Here is a 20,650-nt window from a genome sequence, read left to right on the forward strand (position 1 = left end):
CACTACTTCGGTCCGAAGACTATGCGGCGGCCGGAGTCGGCGGGTTGGCAATCGCCCGCCCGGCTCCGCCGCCGGTTCCGTCAAGCCAGCGTGGGCCAACGAGGGAGCGTGCAGATGGATTTCGACGTCACGGTTGAGATCCCCAAGGGTCACCGCAACAAGTACGAGGTGGACCACGTGACCGGGCGGATCCGGCTGGACCGCACCCTCTTCACCTCTACGCAGTACCCGGCCGACTACGGCTTCATCGAGGGCACCCTGGGTGAGGACGGTGATCCGCTGGACGCCCTGGTGCTGGTGCCCGAGCCGACCTTCCCCGGCTGCCTGATCCGGTGCCGCACGATCGGCATGTTCCGGATGACGGACGAGAAGGGTGGCGACGACAAGGTCCTCTGCGTCCCCTACGAGGACCCGCGCCAGGAACACCTGCGCGACATCCACCACCTCGGCGAGTTCGACCGGTTGGAGATCCAGCATTTCTTCGAGGTGTACAAGGATCTTGAGCCGGGCAAGTCGGTCGAGGGCGCGACCTGGGTGGGGCGCACCGAGGCCGAGGCCGAGATCCAGGCTTCGTACCGGCGCGCCAGGGAGGCCGAGGAGCGCGGCGAGTCCACCCACTGAGGTGTCCGACGGGTCCGGGGATCGCTCAGCCGAGCAGCCCCCGGGCCCGCTCGTAGAGGCCGAGCACCGCGCAGGCGACCGGCACCACCGAGACCACCAGCAGGGTGTCGGCCAGGTCAGCGAGCCGTCCGAGGTACGGGGAGACCGGCCGGCGGGCGTACGTCGTGCCGCCCGCCACCACCAGCAGCGCGCCCAGTAGCCCGCCGGTGACCAGGATCAGCCGGACCGCCGCGTCGGCGGCCCCGGCCAGCGCCCCGCCGAGGACCGCGTACCCGGCCAGGCCGGCGAGCACCGGCGCGATCCGGTGCCGGACCGTCCTGAAGAGCCGGGCCCGTAGCAGCAGCACCGTCGCGGACACCCCGACCAGCAGCCGACCGGCGGTGCCACCGGTGCTCACGAGGATCACGGCCGCGCCGACGGCCAGCACTGCCTGACCGATCAGCAGGCCGGTGAGCATTTCCTCGGTACGGGCCACGGCTGCGTGCACCCGGCCACGGTCCGGCAGGTCACGCGCCTGGTCCGGGTCATCCGAACCATCGGTGGGCAGGGTGATCGGCGGCAACGGCACCTTGCCCAGCCGAATGGCCAGCAGCGGGACAGCCCCGACGGCGAAGGTGAGCGCGCCGATCAGGACGGCGGCCGAGCCGGCCGGGCCGAGCAGCAGGCCGCCGAGAGCGGCTGCTCCAGCGCCCGCGCCCACCACCGTGCCAGCCACGAAGATCCGTAGCCGGGTGGCCACCCCGAACAGCCCCAGCACCGAGGCCAGCAGCAGCGTCACCGACCCGGCGAGCAACTCCGGTGCGCCCACCCAGCGCAGCGCGCCGATCGGCCCGACCGGGTCGCCCGAGCCGACGGCGAGGGCGCCGGCCAGTGCCGCGTAGGGCAGCGCGTGTCCGCCCAGCACAGCGCCGGCCGACCCGTCGCCCTGCGCGCGGGACAGCACGGTGCCGGCCAGCACCAGCAGACCCGCCACCACGGTCGCGGCCGGCCAGCCGGCGGGGTCGCCGGGCCCACCGGCGGCCAGGGCGAGCAGGCCGACGGCGAGCGGAACACCGGCACCGACCAGGGCCACCGCCCGGGTGGCACCGGGCGACCAGGCCCCACCGCGTCGGCGGGCGGCGTCGGCGATGGCCTCCACCACGTCGTCGTACTCGAACTCCGGCCACTCGGTGCGAGCCGGTACCAGGTGCAGCACCTCGCCGTCGCGGACCCCCTGAGCGAGCAGCGCCTGCCCGCCGGTCAGCACGGTGCCGTCGGCTCGCCGGAGCAGCCAACCGCCGTGCTGCTCCCCCTCGTCGGCGAGCCCGTCGCCAGCGTGGCGCAGCACCTCGGGCAGCAACTCGGCGAGGGGTACCTGATCCGGTAGTGCCACGTCGACCCGCCGTCGGGGCGTGCTGACGGTGAGCCGGGCAAGCCCGACGGTCATCGACTCACCTCCATCCCGAGCCGGCCTGCTGCTGCGCGGACGACAGGACTTTACCTACCATGAGCCAGGCTCGGGTCACCGTGCGCAGTCGGGAGGTCGAGTGTCCACTGTCGTCATCCGGCGGCCGGCGCGACGCCCGGCGCCCGAGATACCCGTCGGTGACCTACCGGTGCAGGCGCCCCCGGAGATTCCGGCCGCCACCGACACCCGCTGGCACCAGTTGCTGATGCTGCTGCCGATGCTCGGCGGTACGGTCGCGATGGCGATGATGTTCGGCCGGGGCGGCGGAGCGTACGCGTACGTGGTCGGCGGCATGTTCGGCCTCTCCTCCCTGGCGATGCTGGCGACCTCCTGGGGCAGCGCCTCCGGCAACCCGAAGAAGTCCGAGATGATGGCCGCCCGCCGGGATTACCTACGGCACCTGGCCACCCTGCGCCGACAGGTTCGGCAGACCGCGGAACGGCAACGCGCCGGCCTCTGCTACCGGTACCCCGATCCGTCGCTGCTCTGGTCGACGGTGCACAGCCACCGGGTCTGGGAGCGACGGCCCACGGACCCGGACTTCGCGGTGATTCGGGTCGCCGTCGGGCCGCAGACCCTGGCCACACCGCTGGTGCCGCCGGTCACCCGCCCGCTGGAGGAGTTGGAGCCGATGACGGCGGGCGCGCTGCGGCGCTTCCTGGACGCGTACTCGGTGGTGCCCGACCTGCCGGTAGCTCTCTCGCTGCGCAGCTTCGCCCGGGTCTTCGTCCGGGCCGCTCCGGCCGGACCCAGCGGGTCGCCGGCCGCGCAGGCGCTGACCCGAGCCATGCTCGTCCAGCTCGCCGTCTTCCACGCCCCGGACGAGCTGCTGGTCGCCATCTGTGCCGGGCCGGAACGGCGCGGCAGTTGGGAGTGGGTCAAGTGGTTGCCGCACGCCCAGCACCCCATCCGCACCGACGCGCTCGGTCCGGTACGGCTGGTGGCCAGTTCCGCGGTGGAGTTGGAACGACTGCTCGACGGGGTGTTGGCCAGCCGGTCGAGGTTCAGCCCGGTCGGACCTGCCACGGACGGGCCGCACCTGGTGGTCGTGTTCGACGGCGGCGACCGCACCGGCGCCACCGAACTGGTCGGAGACGGTGGGATCGACGCGGTCACCCTGATCGACCTGGACGCCCCGCCGCCGCGCCTGCTCGACCGGTTCTCCCTGCTGCTGGAGCTGCGGGACGGCCGGCTGCACTCCCGCTCCTCGGACGGGCCGGCCGAGGTCGGCACCGCCGACGCGCTCGACGTCGCCGAGGCCGAGGCGGTGGCCCGGCGGCTGGCACCACTGCGGCTGGCTGCCACCCCGGGTGCCGACGCCGCACCAGGCGCCGAGCCGGGTCTACCCGAGCTGCTCGGCATCGGCGAGCCGGAGGGCTTCACCGTCGAGCAGGGGTGGGTTCCGAGGTCCCCGCGGGACCGGCTGCGGGTGCCGGTCGGCGTCGGCGTGGACGGCGGCGCGGTCGAGTTGGACCTGAAGGAGTCGGCGCAGGGCGGCATGGGTCCGCACGGGCTGCTGATCGGAGCCACCGGCTCCGGCAAGTCCGAGCTACTTCGTACGCTGGTGCTCGGGCTGGCCGCCACCCACTCCGCCGAGCAGCTCAACTTCGTGCTCGTCGACTTCAAGGGCGGGGCCACCTTCGCGCCCTTCGACCGGTTGCCGCACACCGCCGCTGTGATCACCAATCTGGCCGACGCGTTACCGCTTGTCGACCGGATGGTCGATGCGATCAACGGGGAGCTGGTCCGCCGGCAGGAGTTGCTGCGCCGCGCCGGCAACTTCGCCAGCCTGCGCGAATACGAGCGGGCCCGGGCGGCCGGCAACCCGCTGCCCCCGCTGCCGTCGCTGCTGCTGATCTGTGACGAGTTCTCCGAACTGCTGTCGGCCAAGCCCGACTTCATCGACCTGTTCGTCCAGATCGGCCGGCTGGGCCGCTCCCTCGGGGTGCACCTGCTGCTGGCGAGCCAGCGGTTGGAGGAGGGACGACTGCGCGGGCTGGACACCCACCTGTCGTACCGGATCGGTCTGCGGACCTTCTCCTCGCTGGAGTCCCGCACCGTGCTCGGGGTGCCCGACGCGCATGAGCTGCCCCCGTCGCCGGGGCACGGTTTCCTGCGCTTCGGCACCGAGCCGCTGCTGCGTTTCAAGACCGCGTACGTCTCCGGCCCGGTACGTCGGCGCGCCCTGGCGATCGACGCGACCGGACCCGAACGTCCCCGGCTGCTCGCCTTCTCCACCCACGTCACACCGGTACCGCAGCCGCCCGCCCCACCGGCTGTCGAAGACGAGGCGGACGCCACGGAGACCGTGCTGCGTCTGCTCGTCGACCGGCTGGCCGGGCAGGGCGCACCGGCCCACCGGGTGTGGCTGCCGCCGCTGGATGTCGCTCCGGCCCTGGACGAGCTGGTAGGTCCGCTCACGGTCGACCCGGTCCGGGGGCTGACCTTCGGCAATCCCGAGCTGCACGGCGCCCTCCAGGTGCCGGTGGCCGTCGTGGACCGGCCCTTCGAGCAGCGCCGCGACCTGCTGTGGTTGGCGTTGGACGGAGCCGCCGGCCATGTCGCGGTGGTCGGCGGTACGCAGAGCGGCAAGTCCACCGCGCTGCGTACGCTGATCTGTGCCCTGGCCCTCACCCACACGCCGACCGAGGCGCAGGTCTACTGCCTCGACTTCGGTGGTGGTGGGCTGGCCTCGGTGCGTGACCTGCCGCATGTCGGTGGGGTCACCGGCCGGGCCGATCCCACCGGCGTGCGCCGCACCGTCGGCGAGATGTCCACCCTGCTCGCCGATCGGGAGCGCCGCTTCGCCGAACTGGGCGTGGAGTCGGTGGCCGCCTGGCGGCAACGGCGCGGCAGCGGCAACACCGGCACCGACCCGGGCGACACCGACGCGTACGGCGACGTGTTCCTCGTCGTGGACGGGTGGACGACCCTGCGGACCGAGTACGAAGATCTGGAACCGCTGATCACCGACCTGGCGACCCGGGGACTCTCCTACGGCGTGCACGTGGTCGCCAGCGCGGTGCGTTGGCTGGATTTCCGACCGGCCATCCGGGACCTTTTCGGCTCCCGGCTGGAACTACGCCTCGGTGATCCGTCCGACTCGCTTGTCGCTCGACGGGCGGCGGCGCACGTGCCGGAGCAGACCCCGGGGCGTGGCATCACCTCGGAGAGCCTGCATTTCCTCACCGCGCTGCCGCAGCCGACCGGAACGGACACCGCCGGGCTGGTGAAGCGGGTCAACGACGCGTGGTCCGGCCCGGCCGCACCCCCGGTCCGGCTGCTTCCGGCCGTGCTGCCGTACGCCGACCTCGACCTCGACGCCACGACGGGGCTGCGGATTCCGGTAGGCGTCGCCGAGGCGGACCTACGTCCGGTGGTCCTCGACTTCGCCACCGAGCCACACCTCGTGGTCTACGGGGACGCCGAGAGCGGCAAGTCGTCGTTCCTGCGCGCCCTGGCCACCTCGATCGTCGCCCGGTTCACGCCGGAACAGGCACGGGTGATCCTGGTGGACTATCGGCGCAGCCTGCTCGGCGTCATCTCCACGGAACACCTGATCGGCTACGGCACCGCGGCGGCACACACCGCCGACCTGGTCGAGTCAGCCGCCGGTTACCTGGCGGGCCGCGCACCCGGCCCGCAGGTCAGCCCGACGCAGCTGCGGGAACGGTCGTGGTGGTCCGGGCCGGAGCTGTTCGTGCTGGTCGACGACTACGACCTGGTGTCCAGCGGGCCCGCGAACCCGCTGCGGGCGCTGGAGGAGCACCTGCCGCACGCCCGCGACGTCGGGCTGCACCTGGTGCTGGCGCGCCGCTCCGGCGGTGCCGCCCGCGCCCAGTACGAGCCGTTGGTGCAGCGGCTACGGGAACTGTCCACCGCGGGCCTGGTGATGTCGGGCAGCCCGGAGGAGGGTGTCCTGGTCGGTCCGGTGCGTCCTGGTCCGCTGCCACCCGGGCGCGGTCGGCTGTTCACCCGACGCGAGGGCGTACGCCTGGTCCAACTGGCTCACCTGCCGCCACAGTGACGTCGACTCCACGGAACGTCCCTGTAGGCGGGTCGAAACCGGTAATCTCCGATCGTCATGTGTCCCGCGACGAATGGCTGAGGATGTGACCAGGCTGCGGCACACCGGCCCGGCGAGGGCCGGCCGGTTCGCCAACCGCGTGCTGCTCGCAGCGGCCGCCACCGCGCTGTCGGCTGCCGTCGCCGTCATGCCGGCCGCCGCCGTGCCGGTCCAGGCTCCCGCGCTCGGCACGCCGGCTGCCCACAACCCCGATGCCGCGCGACGCGCCGACCAGGTCCGTGACGAGCAGTGGCAGCTCGACAAGTTGAACGCGCGGGCGGCGTGGCGCACCTCGACCGGGCGCGGCGTGGTCGTGGCCGTGATCGATTCCGGGGTGGACGGTTCCCATCCGGACCTGACCGGTCAGGTGCTGCCCGGGCTCGACCTGGTCGCGCCGAACGGGGCGACCCAAGCGGATCCGGTCGGGCACGGCACCACCGTGGCCGGCCTGATCGCGGGCCGCAACGACGACCGCCGGGGGGTGGTGGGGCTCGCGCCGGACGCCCGGATCCTGCCCGTGCGGGTCCTGGATGCGGAGAACCGCTACGACGACGCGCTGATCGTGGCCAAGGGGGTGCGGTGGGCTGTCGACAACGGCGCGAAGGTGATCAACCTGTCGCTCGGCGGTAACGGTGACAGCGCGGCGCTGGCCGCGGCGATCGACTACGCCTTCGCCCGGGACGTGGTGGTGGTCGCCTGCACCGGTAATCTCGCCACCTCGCCCGAGGCGAAGGTGTGGTATCCGGCCCGCGAACCTGGCGTCATCGCGGTCTCCGGCCTGGAGCGCAACAGCGACAACCTGTGGAGCGGGGCGATCACCGGTCGCACCACGGTGCTGACCGCCCCCGCCAGCGGACTGGTGGGCGCACGTCCGCCGGGTGGTTACTGGCGGGTGCAGGGCACCAGCTTCGCGGCACCCCTGGTCGCCGCCACCGCCGCCCTGGTGCGGTCGCGTTACCCGCAGATGTCCGCCGCTGACGTGGTGAACCGGCTGCTGGCCACCGCCAGGGACATCGGACCCACCGGGCGTGACGAGCGGTTCGGGTACGGGCTGGTCGACCCGGTCGCGGCGCTTACCGCACAGGTGCCGCCGACGGACAGGAACCCGTTGGACGACAACGACCCGCCCGGGGTGACCGGCTTCGGTCCTGCGCCCGGTGCCGCGACGACGGGCGATCCCGACGCCGAGCAGCTCGGGCTGACTGGGTCCGGGCAGGAGACCCAGTGGCGGGCGCGGGCCGCCGGTTCGCAGGACGACGCCGGCTCGGAGCGGCTCTGGATCGGCTCGGCCATCTTCGTCGCGCTGCTCACCGGTGCGGTGCTGATGCTGCGCCGGTTCCGGCAGTCGCACCGCTGACCGGCCCCGGTCGACGCAACATTCCACAGATTCTGCGCATCCGCCCGGGAAGGTCCCGTTCAGCGGGGTAAAACCATCGCCGTGGACACCTTCGAACGAGTCGACTCGGCGCCGCCCTCCGGTCCGGACGGTGTGGGACAACGGGACGACCGGTCAGGTGTGTGGCCGACCCACACCGTCTCCGGCGTGCTGCTGGTCGTGCCGTTCGCGCTGCTCGCCACGCTGGTGCTGGGTGACTGGCCGCCGCTGCGTCGACTCGACCTGGCGATCACCACTCAGCTGCACGGGTACGCCCTGGACCACCCGGTCTGGGTCCGGGCGATGAGCTTCTGGACCGACGCCTTCGCGCCGATGCCCCTGCGGGCCGTGGCGCTGGTCCTGGTGATCTGGCTGGCCCGCGACGGTGCGCGGCGACTCGCCGGCTGGGTCGCGAGCACCATGGTGCTCGGTGGTCTGCTCGGGCCGCTGCTCAAACTGCTCGTCGGCCGGCAGCGACCGGATCTGCCCGACCCGGTGGCGCAGGCGCCCGGTCTGGCCTTCCCGTCGGGCCACGCGCTGAACGCGATGCTCGCCGCCGGGGTGCTGCTTGTGGTGTTCCTGCCCCGGACCAGGCCCGGCTCCGTGACCCGCGCAGCCGTCTGGCTCGGTGCGCTGACGATCGTCCTGGTGACCGGGTTCAGCCGGGTGGCGCTCGGCGTGCACTGGAGCAGCGACGTGCTGGCCGGGTGGCTGCTCGGCGCGGCGGTGGTCGTCGCCACCGTCACCGCGTTCGCGGTCTGGTCGCGGCGCCGGTCGGGCTGACCCGTCGTCAGGTGCAGTCGCCGGTGTCGGTGCCCCGGGTGCGTTCGGCGCCCGCCAGCGCCACCGGTCGGGCCTCGGCGGCGGTGACCGCGAACCCGGTGTTCGGGTCGTCGGCCGCCGCCGCGAAGATCACCCCGAGCACCAGGCCGTTCGAGGAGACCAGTGGACCGCCCGAGTTGCCGCTGCGGACCAGGGCCCGGATCGTGTAGATCTCCCGGTTGACGTTTCCCGACGAGTAGATGTCCGGCCCGGTGATCCGGTCGACGTCGCGGATCCGCGCCGACTGGGCGTTGTACGGCCCGTCCAGCGGGAAACCGAGCACGATGGCGTCCGCGCCGGTGGAGGCGTTGCCGGCGGCGAAGCGCATCGACGGGCCGGGCAGCCCGGGCACGTAGAGCACGGCCAGGTCCCGGTCCGGGTCGTAGACGACCACCTCGCCCTCGTACCGGTCCCCGCCCAGTTCCACCGCGACCGAACGGGTGCCGGCGACCACGTGCGCGTTTGTCATCACCCGGTCGTCGGCGTACACGAAGCCGGACCCCTCGATCCGGCGCGAACAGCTCGGGGCCGACCCGAGCACCTTCACCACCGAGCGCTGACCGCTGCTCACCACCTCGGAGCCGGCGAGCGCCGGGTCCGGCGGCTCGACCTGCCGAGCCTGGGTACGCCGCAGCCCGTCGAAGACGTCCGGGAAGCCGTTGGTGTCGACCGTGTCGCGCAGCGCGGTGGAGAGCTGCTGAGCCTGGTCGGGCAGCACCCGGTCCACCACGTTGAGCAGCGCGCTGCTCTTCACCGAGGCGGCGAGCCAGGGCAGCGAGGAGGAGCCGAGCGGCACGGCGACCAGCCAGGCGACAAGCAGCACCGCGAAGAGCGAGACGAATGCGCCGCCGATGTCGTCGGCCCGTCGTCCCACATCACTGGCGATGGTGCGGCGCAGGTGTGATCCGAGCCAGCCGGCCAGTGCCTGACCCACCACGGCGAGACCGAAGATGGCGACCAGCGAGATCAGCACCCGGGTGCCGCTGTCCACGAACTGCTGGGCGAACATCGGGCCGACCTGAAGGCCGATCAGGGCACCCAGGAAGAACCCGGAGAACGAGAGCACGCCGATGACGAACCCCTGTCGGTATCCGCTGATCGCGAACACGAGCATGAGCAACAGCAGGACGAGATCCACGGCCGACACGGCTCAAGCGTACGGGGCCGGGGCTCGCGCGAAGACGATCGCTTGCGGAAGGTGACGGTCAGATCAGCGCAGGGCGCTCTCGTCGGCCTCGTCGGTGCCGGCCGACGGGGCGGGTGAGGCACCGATCGGCGGAAGATCGATCACTCGGCTGCGCGGCCACGGGCGGCTCCAGCCACCCATGTCCAGCAGCGCGGCCAGCACCCCGGCCGTGAACCCCCAGACCAGCATCCCGCGTACGGAGAAGGCGGGGCCGACCCAGCCACTCGAATGGCGTACCCGGACCCGGTTGTCCGGGTCGACCAGCTCGGCGATCGGCAGGCGGGCCACGTGCGCCACCTCGGCCGGTTCCCGGGAGTCCACCGGATGCGGCGCGTGCCACCAAGCGAGCACCGGGGTCACCACGAAGTCGCTGACCGGGATCCACAACCTCGGCAGCTGGGCCAGCACCGTGACGCTTGTCGGGTCGAGCCCGACCTCCTCGTTCGCCTCCCGCAGCGCCGTGGCGGCGGCGTCGGCGTCCTCCGGGTCGGCCGCGCCGCCGGGAAACGCCGGTTGACCGGCGTGGTTGCGCAGGGTCGCGGCCCGCTGAAGGACCAGCACGTCCGGGCCGGTGACGGCGTCCTCGCCGAGCAGCACCAGCACGGCGCTCTCCCGGCCACCCTGCTCCGGCGTACGGAGCTGGGTGAAGTCCTCCGTGCGTGCGGTGTCGAGCCGACCCAGCAGCGGCCCCAGCCAGCCGGGCGGCTGGCGATCCGCTGGTTCGGGCACGCTCACGCCGGCACCGTGAGGCCGAGGTGCTGTCGGACAAGCTCGGCGAGGCGGGCGTCGTCCAGCGCGCCGGAGCTGTCGATGTGCCGTACCCGGCTCTGGTCGTCGAGGAAGACGGTGAGCGGGACGGCGTTGCGACGCAGTGCCCGCTGCACCGCCTCACCCTGGTCGACAAGCATCGGGAACCGCACACCGAAGTCCTCGCCTATCGACTGGGCGCCGTCGCGGCTGTCCCGGCTGTTCACCCCGATGACCCGCAGCTGGCCCTCGGTACGTTCGTGCAGGCGCTGGAAGGCGGGGAGTTCCTTGCGGCAGGGCGGGCACCAGGAGGCCCAGATGTTGACCACTGCCGGTCCGCGGATGTCCCGCAGGGCGACCGGGGCCCCGCCGGTGAAGCAGGTGAGGGTCAACTCGGGCAGCGGATCGCCCGTCGCCTCCCTGTTGCCGGGGCCGACCGGACCGTCGGTGAGGTCGGCGCAGCCCTCGAAGGGGGACGGGCGGGCGGCGGCCGTGCCCTGCCGGGCCGGTGCCGGTGTCTCGGAGTCGGCGGTGCAGGCGGTGGCGAGCAACAGCAGCAGCGGCAGGGTCAGCAGCGCGAGTCGGCGGTTCACGGTGCCTCCGCCTGGACGGCCTGCGCCGGCACCAGCTCGGGATCGACACCGGCGGCGGCCGCGAGGGCACGGGCGCGGGGGCCCTTGAGCAGCTTCGCGGCGGCGGCTGGTTCGGTCGGTCCGGTGCCGTACGAGGGGCAGAGCTTCGCCAGGGTGCACGCACCGCAGGCGGGCTTGCGGGCGTGGCAGACCCGGCGGCCGTGGAAGATGATCCGGTGCGACAGCATGGTCCAGTCCCGCTTCGGGAACATCGCCCCGATCTCGTGCTCGATCTTGACCGGATCGGTCTCGGTGGTCAGCCCCCAGCGCCGCACCAGCCGCTGAAAGTGGGTGTCGACGGTGATGCCGGGCACGTCGAAGGCGTTGCCGAGGATGACGTTGGCGGTCTTGCGACCGATCCCGGGCAGGGTGACCAGGTCGGCGAGCCGGTTGGGAACCCGACCGGCGTAGCGCTCGACCAGGGCTTGGCCCAGTTGGATCAGCGAGTTGGTCTTGTTGCGGTAGAAGCCGGTCGGTTTGATCATCTCTTCCACCTCGCCACGATCGGCCCCGGCGTAGTCGGCGGCGGTCGGGTAGCGGGCGAACAGTTTCGGAGTGACCTCGTTGACCTTCTTGTCCGTGCACTGGGCCGACAGGATGGTGGCGACGGCCAGTTCCAGCGGGCTGCCGTGGTCGAGCTCGCAGTGCGCGTCGGGGTGCGTCTCGGTCAGCACCCGGCCGATCCGCCGCGCGCGACGGGTGCGTCCCAGGTCGGTCTCGGTGGCGCTTCTGGTCACGACGGCCAGCCTACGTCGCCGGTCCGACCGGCTCGGACGCCAGTGCCGTCGGCGATCAGTCCGCGTCGGGCGGGCTGATCTTCCCGGAGTCGGTGAACCGGGCTCCGGTCTCGGCGAAGTCGAGCTCGGTGAGGTCCCGCAGCAGCCCGAGACCACGGTCGTCGGGGTCGATCGTCGGCTTGCGTGCCCCGTCCATGTAGGTGGAGGTGAACGAGCCGCCGGCCCAGGTGCCGTCCGCTTCGAGTGACACCTTCAGCACGCCACCCCAGCCGAGCCGACCGTTGTTGCTGAGCGAGTTGCCGCCACCGGCGAAGTTGCCCAGGCTGTACGCGATGAGCCTGCCCTTGTAGAACTCCATCCCGCGCAGCACGTGCGGGCCGTGCCCGACGATCAGGTCGGCACCGGCGTCGATCATGGCGCGGGAGAACTTGATCGGGTCGCCCCGGTTCTCGCCGAGGAACATCTCGGTGCCGGGCCGCACCCGCGTCATTTCCGACCCTTCGGCCCCCATGTGTACCTGCACCACGACGATGTCGGCCTGACCGGCGGCCTTCTTGATCACCTTTTTCGCGGCCGGAATGTCGGTGAGGCTGTTCGACCACTGGTACGACGAGAAACCGGCGACAGCGACCTTGACGCCCTTCACCTCGACGACAGTGATCTGGTCAGGCGCGCCGGTGTGCTCCAGCCCGTGTTCCTCCAACGCCTTCTGGGTGTTCTCGTAACCCTTCGGCCCGAAGTCGTACCCGTGGTTGTTGGCCTGGTTGAGCAGGTCGAAACCGGCGTCGGCGAGATGGGCGGCGTACTCCGGCGGCGCCCGGAACTGGAAGCAGCGGGTGGAGTTGGCACCGCACTTGCCGGCCCCGGTGTCCACCGTCAACGGCTCTTCCAGGTTTCCCATCACCAGGTCGGCGGCGAGCGCCTTCTTCACCGAGTTGAAGAAACCCTTGCCGTTGTTCGGGGGGAGCCGGTCGGGTGCCATGGCCATCACGATGTCGCCGGTGGCGGAGAGCGAGATCTTCTTGACCTCGGGGGCGGCCGATTCGACAGGTGCGCCCTCGCCACCGCCCGTGCCGGGTTGCCAGAGCGGCCCCTCGTCGGTGCTGGCGCAGCCGGCGAGGAGGAGGGCGGCGAGCAGCGCCCCCACTGCGGCCAGGGTGCGGCGGCGGGGTCGGGGCACGAAGGGTGCGGCAGCGTACATCGTGCGCGACCCTACCGGGCGGATATCGCGGAATCGACCGCCGATCGGGTGAGGAGATTCAGCCCTGGAGCCGATCCGACCATGGCACGACGGTGTCGCGGCCCACCGACAGCACGGCGGCGTGCACCGCCCGGGCCAGTGGCGCACCCCAGGTGGAGCGGGGTCCGCCGTAGGCGTTGATCGGCCCGTCCGGCGGGCAGAGCACGGCGACCGCGTCCGTCGGCGTACCGGTGCCGGGCAGCCCCAACTCCGCGATCGCCTGTGCCTTCGCCTCGGTGGCCGTGGCGACCGCGTTGACAAGTGCCGCGTCACCGAGCCGCGCCGGAACGTACGCCACGATGTTCACCGTGCCGACCGGTTGCGCCGGTGCCGCCACCGTCGGTGCCGCCGCCGGCACCGGAGTGCCCAGACCGACGGTGGCCCAGACCAGCACGCCGGTGTCGGTCCGCCGCACCACCTCGGCCACGTCGACTCCGGTCATCAGGCCCACGCCGGGCCCGTCCAGGTCGAACTCGCGGGCCAGCCCGGCCAGGTGGTCGGCGGGGTCGTTCCGGTCGTACGACATGGGCACCGTCGCGTTCAGCACCCACCGGCGTACGCCGATCCCACCGCCGAGCGGGGCGGAGCTGACCGCTCGCAGCGCCCCCTCGGCACGCCAGATGAGCACCGGAATGTCACGTTCGTCCTCGCGCCGGGTGGTCAGTAGGGGCTCGGGCAGCACCCGGTGACCCTACGTCCGGGTGTCCACCCCGCCGATCCGGGCCTGACCAGGCGCGGGATCCTAGAGGGTGATCACGACGGGCACGTTACGCCCAACGATCAAGATTCCAGGGGTGCACCTCTGATTCCTGCTCACGTGCGCCTAGACTGGTCGGCGCGCGAGGGATCAGCGGACGGCGGACCCAGGCCGAGCAGACGGCACGCGCAACCGGAGGTGCGCGATGGACGAGGTACTGGCCCGCAGCGGGATCTTCCAGGGTGTCGACCCGGAGGCGGCCGAGGCGCTCGCCAAGGAGATGGAGACGATCGAGGTCCGCAAGGGCGAGGTCGTCTTCAACGAGGGCGAGCCCGGCGACAGTCTCTACATCCTGCTGTCCGGCAAGATCAAGGTTGGCCGCCGGGCAGCGGACGGCCGGCAGAACCTGATCGCCGTGATGGGTCCGTCGGACATGGTCGGCGAGCTGTCGCTCTTCGACCCGGGCCCGCGTACGGCGACCGCGACCGCGGTCACCGACAGCCGACTGGCCCGACTGCGTAAGCAGGCGCTGCGGCCGTGGCTGAACAACCGCCCGGAGATCGCCGAGCAGTTGCTGCGGGTGCTGGCCCGCCGGCTGCGCCGGACCAACGACGCCCTCGCGGATCTGATCTTCACCGACGTGCCCGGCCGGGTGGCCAAGAACCTGCTCCAGATGGCGGGGCGTTTCGGCACCCGCGACGGCGGCGTGCTGCGGGTGACGCACGACCTGACCCAGGAGGAGATCGCCCAGCTCGTCGGCGCCTCCCGGGAGACCGTCAACAAGGCCCTGGCGGATTTCGCCTCGCGCGGCTGGCTCCGGCTGGACGGCAAGAGCATCATCATCCTCGACCCGGAGCGCCTGGCCCGCCGCGCCCGCGTCTGATCCCCCGAAACCCACGTAGCTGGGTGTGCAACTTCAGGGTTGGTGCTGCCTGCCGCGCGCCGGATGCAGCACCAACCCTGAAGTTGCACCATTGACGGCCTCGCATGGCGTGGAATTGGTCCCTCAAAAAAGTCAAGCTTGACTGTTTGTTTTTCGGGGGGCAGGCTTTCCCGCATGTCCGCTGCATCGACGCGCGTCCCTCAGCAGGAGCGCAGCCGCGCCACCCGGGCCCGGCTGCTGGAGGCGACCGTCGACTGCCTGGTGGAGCATGGCTGGTCCGGCACCACCACCACGGTCGTGGCGTCCCGGGCCGGCGTCTCCCGGGGTGCCCAGCTGCACCACTACCCGACCCGCACCGCCCTGGTCACCGCCGCCGTCGGGCACCTCACCGAACGGCGGGCGGCCGAGTTGCGGGCCGAAGCCGACGCCCTGCCGGCCGGCGCCGACCGGCTGGACCGGGTGGTGGACCTGCTCGCTGCCGCTTTCACCGGTCCCCTCTTCGTCGCCGCCCTCGAACTCTGGGTGGCCGCCCGCACCGACGCCGAGCTGCGGGCCGCGCTGCTGCCCCTCGAAGCCCGGATCGGCCGGGAGATGCACCGACTGACGGTCGAGCTGCTCGGGGTGGACGAGCGGCGTCCCGGCGTCCGCGAGGCGGTGCAGGCCACCCTGGACCTGCTGCGTGGGCTCGGCGTAGCCAACCTGCTCAGCGACGACTCGGCCCGCCGGGCCGCGCTGCTGCACGCCTGGAAGACCCAGCTGACGGCGCTGCTCACCAGCGCGGAGACGGCACCCTGACCGGCCCAACCCGCCCGGAGGCACCCATGGTCGACCTGACCGCCCTGCTCACGGATCTGGCCACCGAGTCCGAGCAGCTCGACGCGCTCGTCGCGGCGCTGCCGCAGCAGGAGTGGGAGCGGCCCACCCCCGCGGCCGGCTGGACCGTCGCTCACCAGATCGCCCATCTGGCCTGGACGGATCACGTGGCCCGACTCGCCGCGACCGACGCCGACGCGTTCTACGCCTCGGTCACCGCCGCACCGGATCCGGCCCGACTGGTCGACGACGGCGCGATCGCCTTCCTCGCCCCGCCCGAGGCGCTGCTGGCCCGCTGGCGGGAGGGCCGTTCGGCGCTCGCGGCGGCCCTCGCCGCCGCCCCCGCCGGGGAGAAGCTGCCCTGGTACGGAACCCGCATGTCGCCGGCCTCGATGGTGACGGCCCGGATCATGGAGACGTGGGCGCACGGCGAGGACGTGGCCGAGGCGCTCGGCGTCACCCGGTCCGCCACCGACCGGCTACGGCACGTCGCGTACCTCGGCTTCCGTACCGTCGGGCACAGCTTCGCCGCCCACGGCCGCGCGGTGCCCACGGCACCGGTCCGGGTGGAGCTGGCGGTGCCCGGCGGCGATACCTGGGCCTTCGGTCCGGCGGACGCGGCGGACCGGGTGACCGGTCCGGCGCTCGACTTCTGCCTGCTGGTGACCCGACGCCGGCACCGCACCGACACCGCGCTGGTCGCTACCGGGCCGGTCGCCGACGGGTGGTTGGACGTGGCCCAGGCCTTCGCCGGCCCGCCCGGCACCGGCCGCCCGCCACGAACGGCGGCCTCGGGAGCCAAGCCATGAGCGCACGGTGGCACCGAGCAGCCGCGACCCCAGGGGGCTGCCGATGAGCGACGTGCTGCGGGTCGGCAACGCCTCCGGCTTCTACGGTGACCGGTTCTCCGCTTGGCGCGAGATGCTCGACGGCGGCGAGCTGGACGTGTTGACCGGCGACTACCTGGCCGAGTTGACCATGCTCATCCTCGGTCGGGACCGGATGCGCGACCCCGACCTGGGTTACGCGAAGACGTTCCTCCGGCAGTTGGAGGGCTGCCTCGGCACCGCGCTCGACCGCCGGGTCACGCTGGTCACCAACGCGGGCGGGCTCAACCCGGCCGGCTTGGCCGCCGCGATCCGCGCTCTCGCCGACCGGCTCGGGCTCCCCGTCCGGATCGGGTACGTCGAGGGCGACGCCCTGGCCCGACCGGACGCGCTGACCGCGAACGCGTACCTCGGGGCGTTCGGTATCGCCGCCTGCCTCGACGCCGGGGCGGACGTGGTGGTGACCGGCCGGGTCACCGACGCCTCGCTGGTCGTGGGGCCGGCCATCGCCCGCTTCGGCTGGGGGCGTGGCGACCTCGACGCGCTGGCCGGGGCCACCGTCGCCGGGCACCTCATCGAATGCGGGGCGCAGGTCACCGGCGGCAACTTCAGCTTCTTCACCGAACTGCCCGACGGTGGGCGCCGGCCGGGATTTCCGGTGGCCGAGCTGCGTAGGGACGGCTCGGCGGTGATCACGAAGCATCCCGGCACCGGCGGCGCGGTCACCGTCGAGACGGTCACCGCCCAGTTGTTGTACGAGGTGGGTGGGCCGGCGTACCTGGGCCCGGACGTGGTGACCCGGCTCGACTCGGTCCGACTGAGCCAGGACGGCCCGGACCGGGTACTCGTCAGCGGTGCCCGGGGCACGCCGCCGCCGGAGACGCTGAAGGTGGGCGTCAACAACCTCGGTGGTTTCCGCAACTCCATGACGTTCGTGCTCTGCGGGCTGGACATCCCGGCCAAGGCGGCCCTGGTACGGGAGCAGTTGACGGAGGCGGTCGGCCCGGACGGGTTGGAGTTCACGCTGGCCCGCACCGACCACCCCGACGCCGCCGACACCGAGACGGCAAGCGCCCTGCTGCACGTACACCTGCGCGACGGTGACCGGGCCCGGGCCGGGCGGGCGTTCTCGGCGGCGGCGGTCGAGCTGGCCCTGGCCTCCTACCCGGGCTGCACCCTGACCACCCTGCCCGGCGACGCCACCCCGTACGGCGTGTTCACGGCCGACGTCGTGGCGCAGGACGAGGTCGCTCACGTCGCCGTGCTGCCCGACGGCACCCGGCTGCCGATCGACCCACCGTCGGTGACCGTCCCGGCCGCCGCCGAGCCGGCGGCCGAGCTGGCCGGCCCGGTGGCGACAGGTCCGACCCGGCGGGGGCCGCTGGGTGAGGTGGTGGGCGCGCGATCCGGTGACAAGGGCGGCGACGCGAACCTGGGGGTCTGGGCGCGGACCGACGCGACCTGGGCCTGGCTACGCGGCTGGCTCACCGTGGCGCGGCTGGCGGAGCTGCTGCCGGAGACCGCCCCGTTGGCAGTGGAACGGTACGAACTGCCGAACCTGCGGGCCGTCAACTTCGTGATCCGCGGGCTGCTCGGAGCCGGGGTGGCCGCCTCCACCCGGTTCGACCCGCAGGCCAAGGCTCTCGGCGAGCTGCTCCGCTCCCGGATCGTCGACCTGCCGGTCGAGCCGGCGACCGGCGACGCCCCGGCACCGGTCGTCGGGGAGGTGCGGCCGTGACCATCGTGGACACTCCCGAGCGGCGGCAGCTGCGGGAGCTGACCCGCGCCTTCGTCACCCGGGAGGTGCTGCCGCACCTGGCCGACTGGGAGCGGGCCGGCGAGGTACCCCGCGAGTTGCACGTGACCGCCGCGAAAATCGGCCTGCTCGGCATCGGCTTCACCGAGGCGGTCGGCGGCAGCGGCGGTGACCTGCTCGACTCGATTCTGGTCACCGAGGAGATCATCCGTTCGGGAGGCTCCTCGGGGTTGGTGGCCGCCCTCTTCACGCACGGCATCGCGCTGCCGCACATGGTCGCCGCGGCCGGTGCCCGGTCGGGCGGCAAGCTCCCCAGACCGCCCGGTGACGCCGTCGAACGCATTGACCCGACGGGCCGGGAGCATGACCTGATCGACAGGTACGTCCGGCCGACGCTGGCCGGTTCGATGATCGGCGCGCTGGCCATCACCGAACCCGACACCGGCTCGGACGTCGCGGGCATCCGCACCCACGCCCGCCTCGACGGCGACCACTACGTGGTGAACGGCGCGAAGACCTACATCACCAGCGGAGTCCGGGCGGACTTCGTGACGACCGCGGTCTGCACCGGAGTGCCGGGCAGCGGAGCGCTGAGCCTGCTGGTCATCGACAAGGGCACCCCCGGCTTCACCGTCGGGCGACGGCTGGAGAAGCTCGGCTGGCACTGCTCGGACACCGCCGAACTCTCCTTCGTCGACGTACGCGTGCCGGTGGCGAACCGGATCGGCGAGGAGGACACCGGCTTCCTCGCGATCATGCAGCAGTTCGCGGCCGAACGTCTCTCCCTGGCCACCCAGGCGTACGCCATCGCGCAGCGCTGCGTCGAGCTGGCCGCCACCTGGTGTCGCGACCGGTCCACCTTCGGCCGGCCGTTGGCGAGCCGGCAGCTGGTCCGGCACCGGCTGGCCGAGATGCACACCCGGGCCGAGGCGGCGCGGGCGTACGTGCACCAGGTGGCCGCCCGGGTGGCCGCAGGTGAGCCGGTGGTGACGGAGGTGGCGATGGCGAAGAACGTGGCCGTCGAGGCCGCCGACCGGGTCGTGGACCAGGCCCTGCAACTGCACGGCGGCTTCGGCTACCTGCGCGACGCCGAGGTGGAGCGGCACTACCGGGACGCCCGCATCCTCGGCATCGGCGGTGGCACCACCGAGATCATGAACGAGATCATCGCGAAGGGCATCGGCCTGTGAGCACACTCGACACCGCGATCGACAGGTCCACGCCGGCTTTCCGGGCCAATCGGGACGCGCTGCTGGAACGTCTCGCCGAGCTGGACGCGGCGCTCGACCAGGCCCGGGCCGGCGGTGGCGAGAAGTACGTGGCCCGGCACCACAAGCGCGGCAAGCTGCTCCCCCGCGAACGCATCGAGCTGCTGCTGGACCAGGACAGCCCCTTCCTCGAACTGTCACCGGTAGCCGCGTTCGGCACGGACTTCCCGGTGGGGGCCAGCGTGGTGACCGGGATCGGCGTGGTCGAGGGCGTCGAGTGCCTGGTCGTCGCCAACGATCCGACGGTACGCGGCGGCGCGGTGAACCCCTGGTCGCTTGCGAAGACCCGGCGGGCCGGCGAGATCGCCCTGGCCAACCGGCTGCCGATGGTGAACCTGGTCGAGTCGGCCGGCGCGGACCTGCCCACCCAGGCGGAGATCTTCATTCCGGGCGGCCGGGTGTTCCGCGACCTGACCCGGCTCTCGGCCGAGCGGATCCCCACGGTCAGCGTGGTCTTCGGCAACGCCACCGCCGGTGGCGCGTACGTGCCCGGGATGTCCGACTACACGATCATGATCCGGGACCGTTCGCAGGTCTACCTGGCCGGGCCGCCGCTGGTGAAGATGGCCACCGGCGAGGACGCCGACGACGAGTCGTTGGGTGGCGCCGCCATGCACGCCACGAAGTCCGGTCTGGCCGACTTCCTCGCCGCCGACGAGCGCGACGGCATCCGGCTGGCCCGACAGTGCGTACGCCGGCTCAACTGGCGCAAGCGGGGTCCGGCACCGCGCAACCCGATGCCGCAACCACCGAAGTACGACCCGGAGGAACTGCTCGGCATCACCAGCGCCGACCTCAAGGTGCCGTTCGACCCGCGTGAGGTGCTCGCCCGGGTGCTCGACGGCAGCGAGTTCGACGAGTTCAAGCCGGCCTACGGCACCGCGCTGGTCACCGGCTGGGGTGAGCTGCACGGGTACCCGGTCGGTGTGCTGGCCAACGCCCGGGGCGTGCTGTTCAGCGAGGAGGCGCAGAAGGCGACACAGTTCATCCAGCTCGCCAACGCCGCCGACACGCCGCTGATCTTCCTCCAGAACACCACCGGTTACATGGTCGGCACCGAGTACGAACAACGCGGCATCATCAAGCACGGCGCCCTGATGATCAACGCGGTGTCGAACTCGACGGTGCCGCACCTGACGGTGAACCTGGGTGCCTCGTACGGTGCCGGCAACTACGGCATGTGTGGCCGGGCGTACGAGCCGAGGTTCCTGTTCACCTGGCCGAACGCCAAGTCTGCGGTGATGGGACCGGCGCAGTTGGCCGGGGTGCTGTCCATCGTGGCCCGGCAGGCCGCCGCCGCGCGGGGCCGCGAGTTCGACGAGGACTCCGACGCGGCGATGCGGATGATGGTCGAGCAGCAGATCGAGTCCCAGTCCGGCGCGCTGTTCCTGTCGGGCCGCCTCTACGACGACGGGGTGATCGACCCCCGGGACACCCGTACCGTCCTCGGCCTGTGTCTGTCGGCCATCCACAGCGGACCGGTGAAGGGCGCCGACGGCTTCGGCGTTTTCCGGATGTGAGCGCGAGGAACGC

17 protein-coding genes are annotated in these 20,650 nt (G+C 72.3%); 10 read left to right on the plus strand and 7 right to left on the minus strand.

Features of this window, described 5'->3' with window-relative positions; genetic code table 11:
* Positions 1-114 precede the first annotated feature (114 nt).
* Positions 115-621 (plus strand): inorganic diphosphatase, encoded by a 507-nt coding sequence (locus ACN26Z_RS29415; RefSeq protein WP_093409905.1) that lies wholly within the window; start codon positions 115-117, stop codon positions 619-621.
* 25 nt (positions 622-646) lie between these two features.
* On the opposite strand, the gene eccD is transcribed toward ACN26Z_RS29415, so the two are convergent.
* Complete coding sequence (gene eccD, locus ACN26Z_RS29420) at positions 647-2,047, minus strand: type VII secretion integral membrane protein EccD (protein ID WP_282236587.1); 1,401 nt, start codon at positions 2,045-2,047, stop codon at positions 647-649.
* Positions 2,048-2,147: 100 nt separating this feature from the next.
* Here eccD and eccCa point away from each other — a divergent pair, with 100 nt between their 5' ends.
* The 3 genes from eccCa to ACN26Z_RS29435 all read left to right on the plus strand — a co-directional run bounded on the left by eccCa (position 2,148) and on the right by ACN26Z_RS29435 (position 8,292).
* Positions 2,148-6,095 (plus strand): type VII secretion protein EccCa, encoded by a 3,948-nt coding sequence (gene eccCa / locus ACN26Z_RS29425; protein ID WP_421464403.1) that lies wholly within the window; start codon positions 2,148-2,150, stop codon positions 6,093-6,095.
* A gap of 73 nt (positions 6,096-6,168) precedes the next feature.
* On the plus strand, positions 6,169-7,491 hold the full coding sequence (mycP, locus tag ACN26Z_RS29430) for a type VII secretion-associated serine protease mycosin (protein WP_282236585.1): 1,323 nt from the start codon (positions 6,169-6,171) through the stop codon (positions 7,489-7,491).
* Between the two features lie 132 nt (positions 7,492-7,623).
* Positions 7,624-8,292 carry a phosphatase PAP2 family protein gene (locus ACN26Z_RS29435; RefSeq protein WP_232511433.1) on the plus strand — a complete coding sequence of 223 codons (669 nt, stop codon included), beginning with the start codon at positions 7,624-7,626 and terminating at the stop codon, positions 8,290-8,292.
* A 7-nt stretch (positions 8,293-8,299) separates the two neighbouring features.
* Here ACN26Z_RS29435 and ACN26Z_RS29440 read toward each other — a convergent pair whose 3' ends face one another.
* From ACN26Z_RS29440 to ACN26Z_RS29465, 6 genes are all read right to left on the minus strand, one after another.
* Positions 8,300-9,478, minus strand: coding sequence for a MarP family serine protease (locus ACN26Z_RS29440; RefSeq protein WP_282236584.1), 1,179 nt, complete (start codon positions 9,476-9,478; stop codon positions 8,300-8,302).
* A gap of 63 nt (positions 9,479-9,541) precedes the next feature.
* On the minus strand, positions 9,542-10,246 hold the full coding sequence (locus ACN26Z_RS29445) for an NUDIX hydrolase (protein WP_421464740.1): 705 nt from the start codon (positions 10,244-10,246) through the stop codon (positions 9,542-9,544).
* 2 nt (positions 10,247-10,248) lie between these two features.
* The gene (locus tag ACN26Z_RS29450; RefSeq protein ID WP_421464406.1) at positions 10,249-10,857 is read right to left on the minus strand and encodes a TlpA family protein disulfide reductase; all 609 of its coding nucleotides are present in this window, start codon (positions 10,855-10,857) and stop codon (positions 10,249-10,251) included.
* Positions 10,854-11,633 (minus strand): endonuclease III, encoded by a 780-nt coding sequence (gene nth / locus ACN26Z_RS29455; protein ID WP_396885002.1) that lies wholly within the window; start codon positions 11,631-11,633, stop codon positions 10,854-10,856. Before nth ends, ACN26Z_RS29450 begins: the two co-directional genes overlap by 4 nt.
* Positions 11,634-11,688: 55 nt before the next feature.
* A complete protein-coding gene (locus tag ACN26Z_RS29460; RefSeq protein WP_396885003.1) occupies positions 11,689-12,834 on the minus strand; it encodes a CapA family protein in 1,146 nt (381 codons plus the stop codon).
* Between the two features lie 58 nt (positions 12,835-12,892).
* On the minus strand, positions 12,893-13,555 hold the full coding sequence (locus ACN26Z_RS29465) for an adenosylcobinamide amidohydrolase (protein WP_421464409.1): 663 nt from the start codon (positions 13,553-13,555) through the stop codon (positions 12,893-12,895).
* A 220-nt stretch (positions 13,556-13,775) separates the two neighbouring features.
* Here ACN26Z_RS29465 and ACN26Z_RS29470 point away from each other — a divergent pair, with 220 nt between their 5' ends.
* From ACN26Z_RS29470 to ACN26Z_RS29495, 6 genes are all read left to right on the plus strand, one after another.
* Positions 13,776-14,453, plus strand: coding sequence for a Crp/Fnr family transcriptional regulator (locus ACN26Z_RS29470; RefSeq protein WP_013736306.1), 678 nt, complete (start codon positions 13,776-13,778; stop codon positions 14,451-14,453).
* A 174-nt stretch (positions 14,454-14,627) separates the two neighbouring features.
* Positions 14,628-15,248, plus strand: a complete 621-nt coding sequence (locus tag ACN26Z_RS29475; RefSeq protein WP_421464411.1) for a TetR/AcrR family transcriptional regulator — start codon at positions 14,628-14,630, stop codon at positions 15,246-15,248.
* Positions 15,249-15,274: 26 nt separating this feature from the next.
* The gene (locus ACN26Z_RS29480; RefSeq protein WP_421464413.1) at positions 15,275-16,075 is read left to right on the plus strand and encodes a TIGR03084 family metal-binding protein; all 801 of its coding nucleotides are present in this window, start codon (positions 15,275-15,277) and stop codon (positions 16,073-16,075) included.
* A gap of 43 nt (positions 16,076-16,118) precedes the next feature.
* Complete coding sequence (locus ACN26Z_RS29485; RefSeq protein WP_421464415.1) at positions 16,119-17,831, plus strand: acyclic terpene utilization AtuA family protein; 1,713 nt, start codon at positions 16,119-16,121, stop codon at positions 17,829-17,831.
* On the plus strand, positions 17,828-19,039 hold the full coding sequence (locus tag ACN26Z_RS29490; protein WP_421464417.1) for an acyl-CoA dehydrogenase family protein: 1,212 nt from the start codon (positions 17,828-17,830) through the stop codon (positions 19,037-19,039). The genes ACN26Z_RS29485 and ACN26Z_RS29490 overlap by 4 nt, the downstream gene beginning before the upstream one ends.
* Entirely contained in the window at positions 19,036-20,637 is a 1,602-nt protein-coding gene (locus ACN26Z_RS29495) for an acyl-CoA carboxylase subunit beta (protein ID WP_421464419.1), read from the plus strand. Before ACN26Z_RS29490 ends, ACN26Z_RS29495 begins: the two co-directional genes overlap by 4 nt.
* Positions 20,638-20,650: the final 13 nt, after the last annotated feature.

It is taken from the genome of Verrucosispora sp. WMMD703 (assembly GCF_049178935.1).
GTDB classification, from domain to species: domain Bacteria; phylum Actinomycetota; class Actinomycetes; order Mycobacteriales; family Micromonosporaceae; genus Micromonospora; species Micromonospora sediminimaris.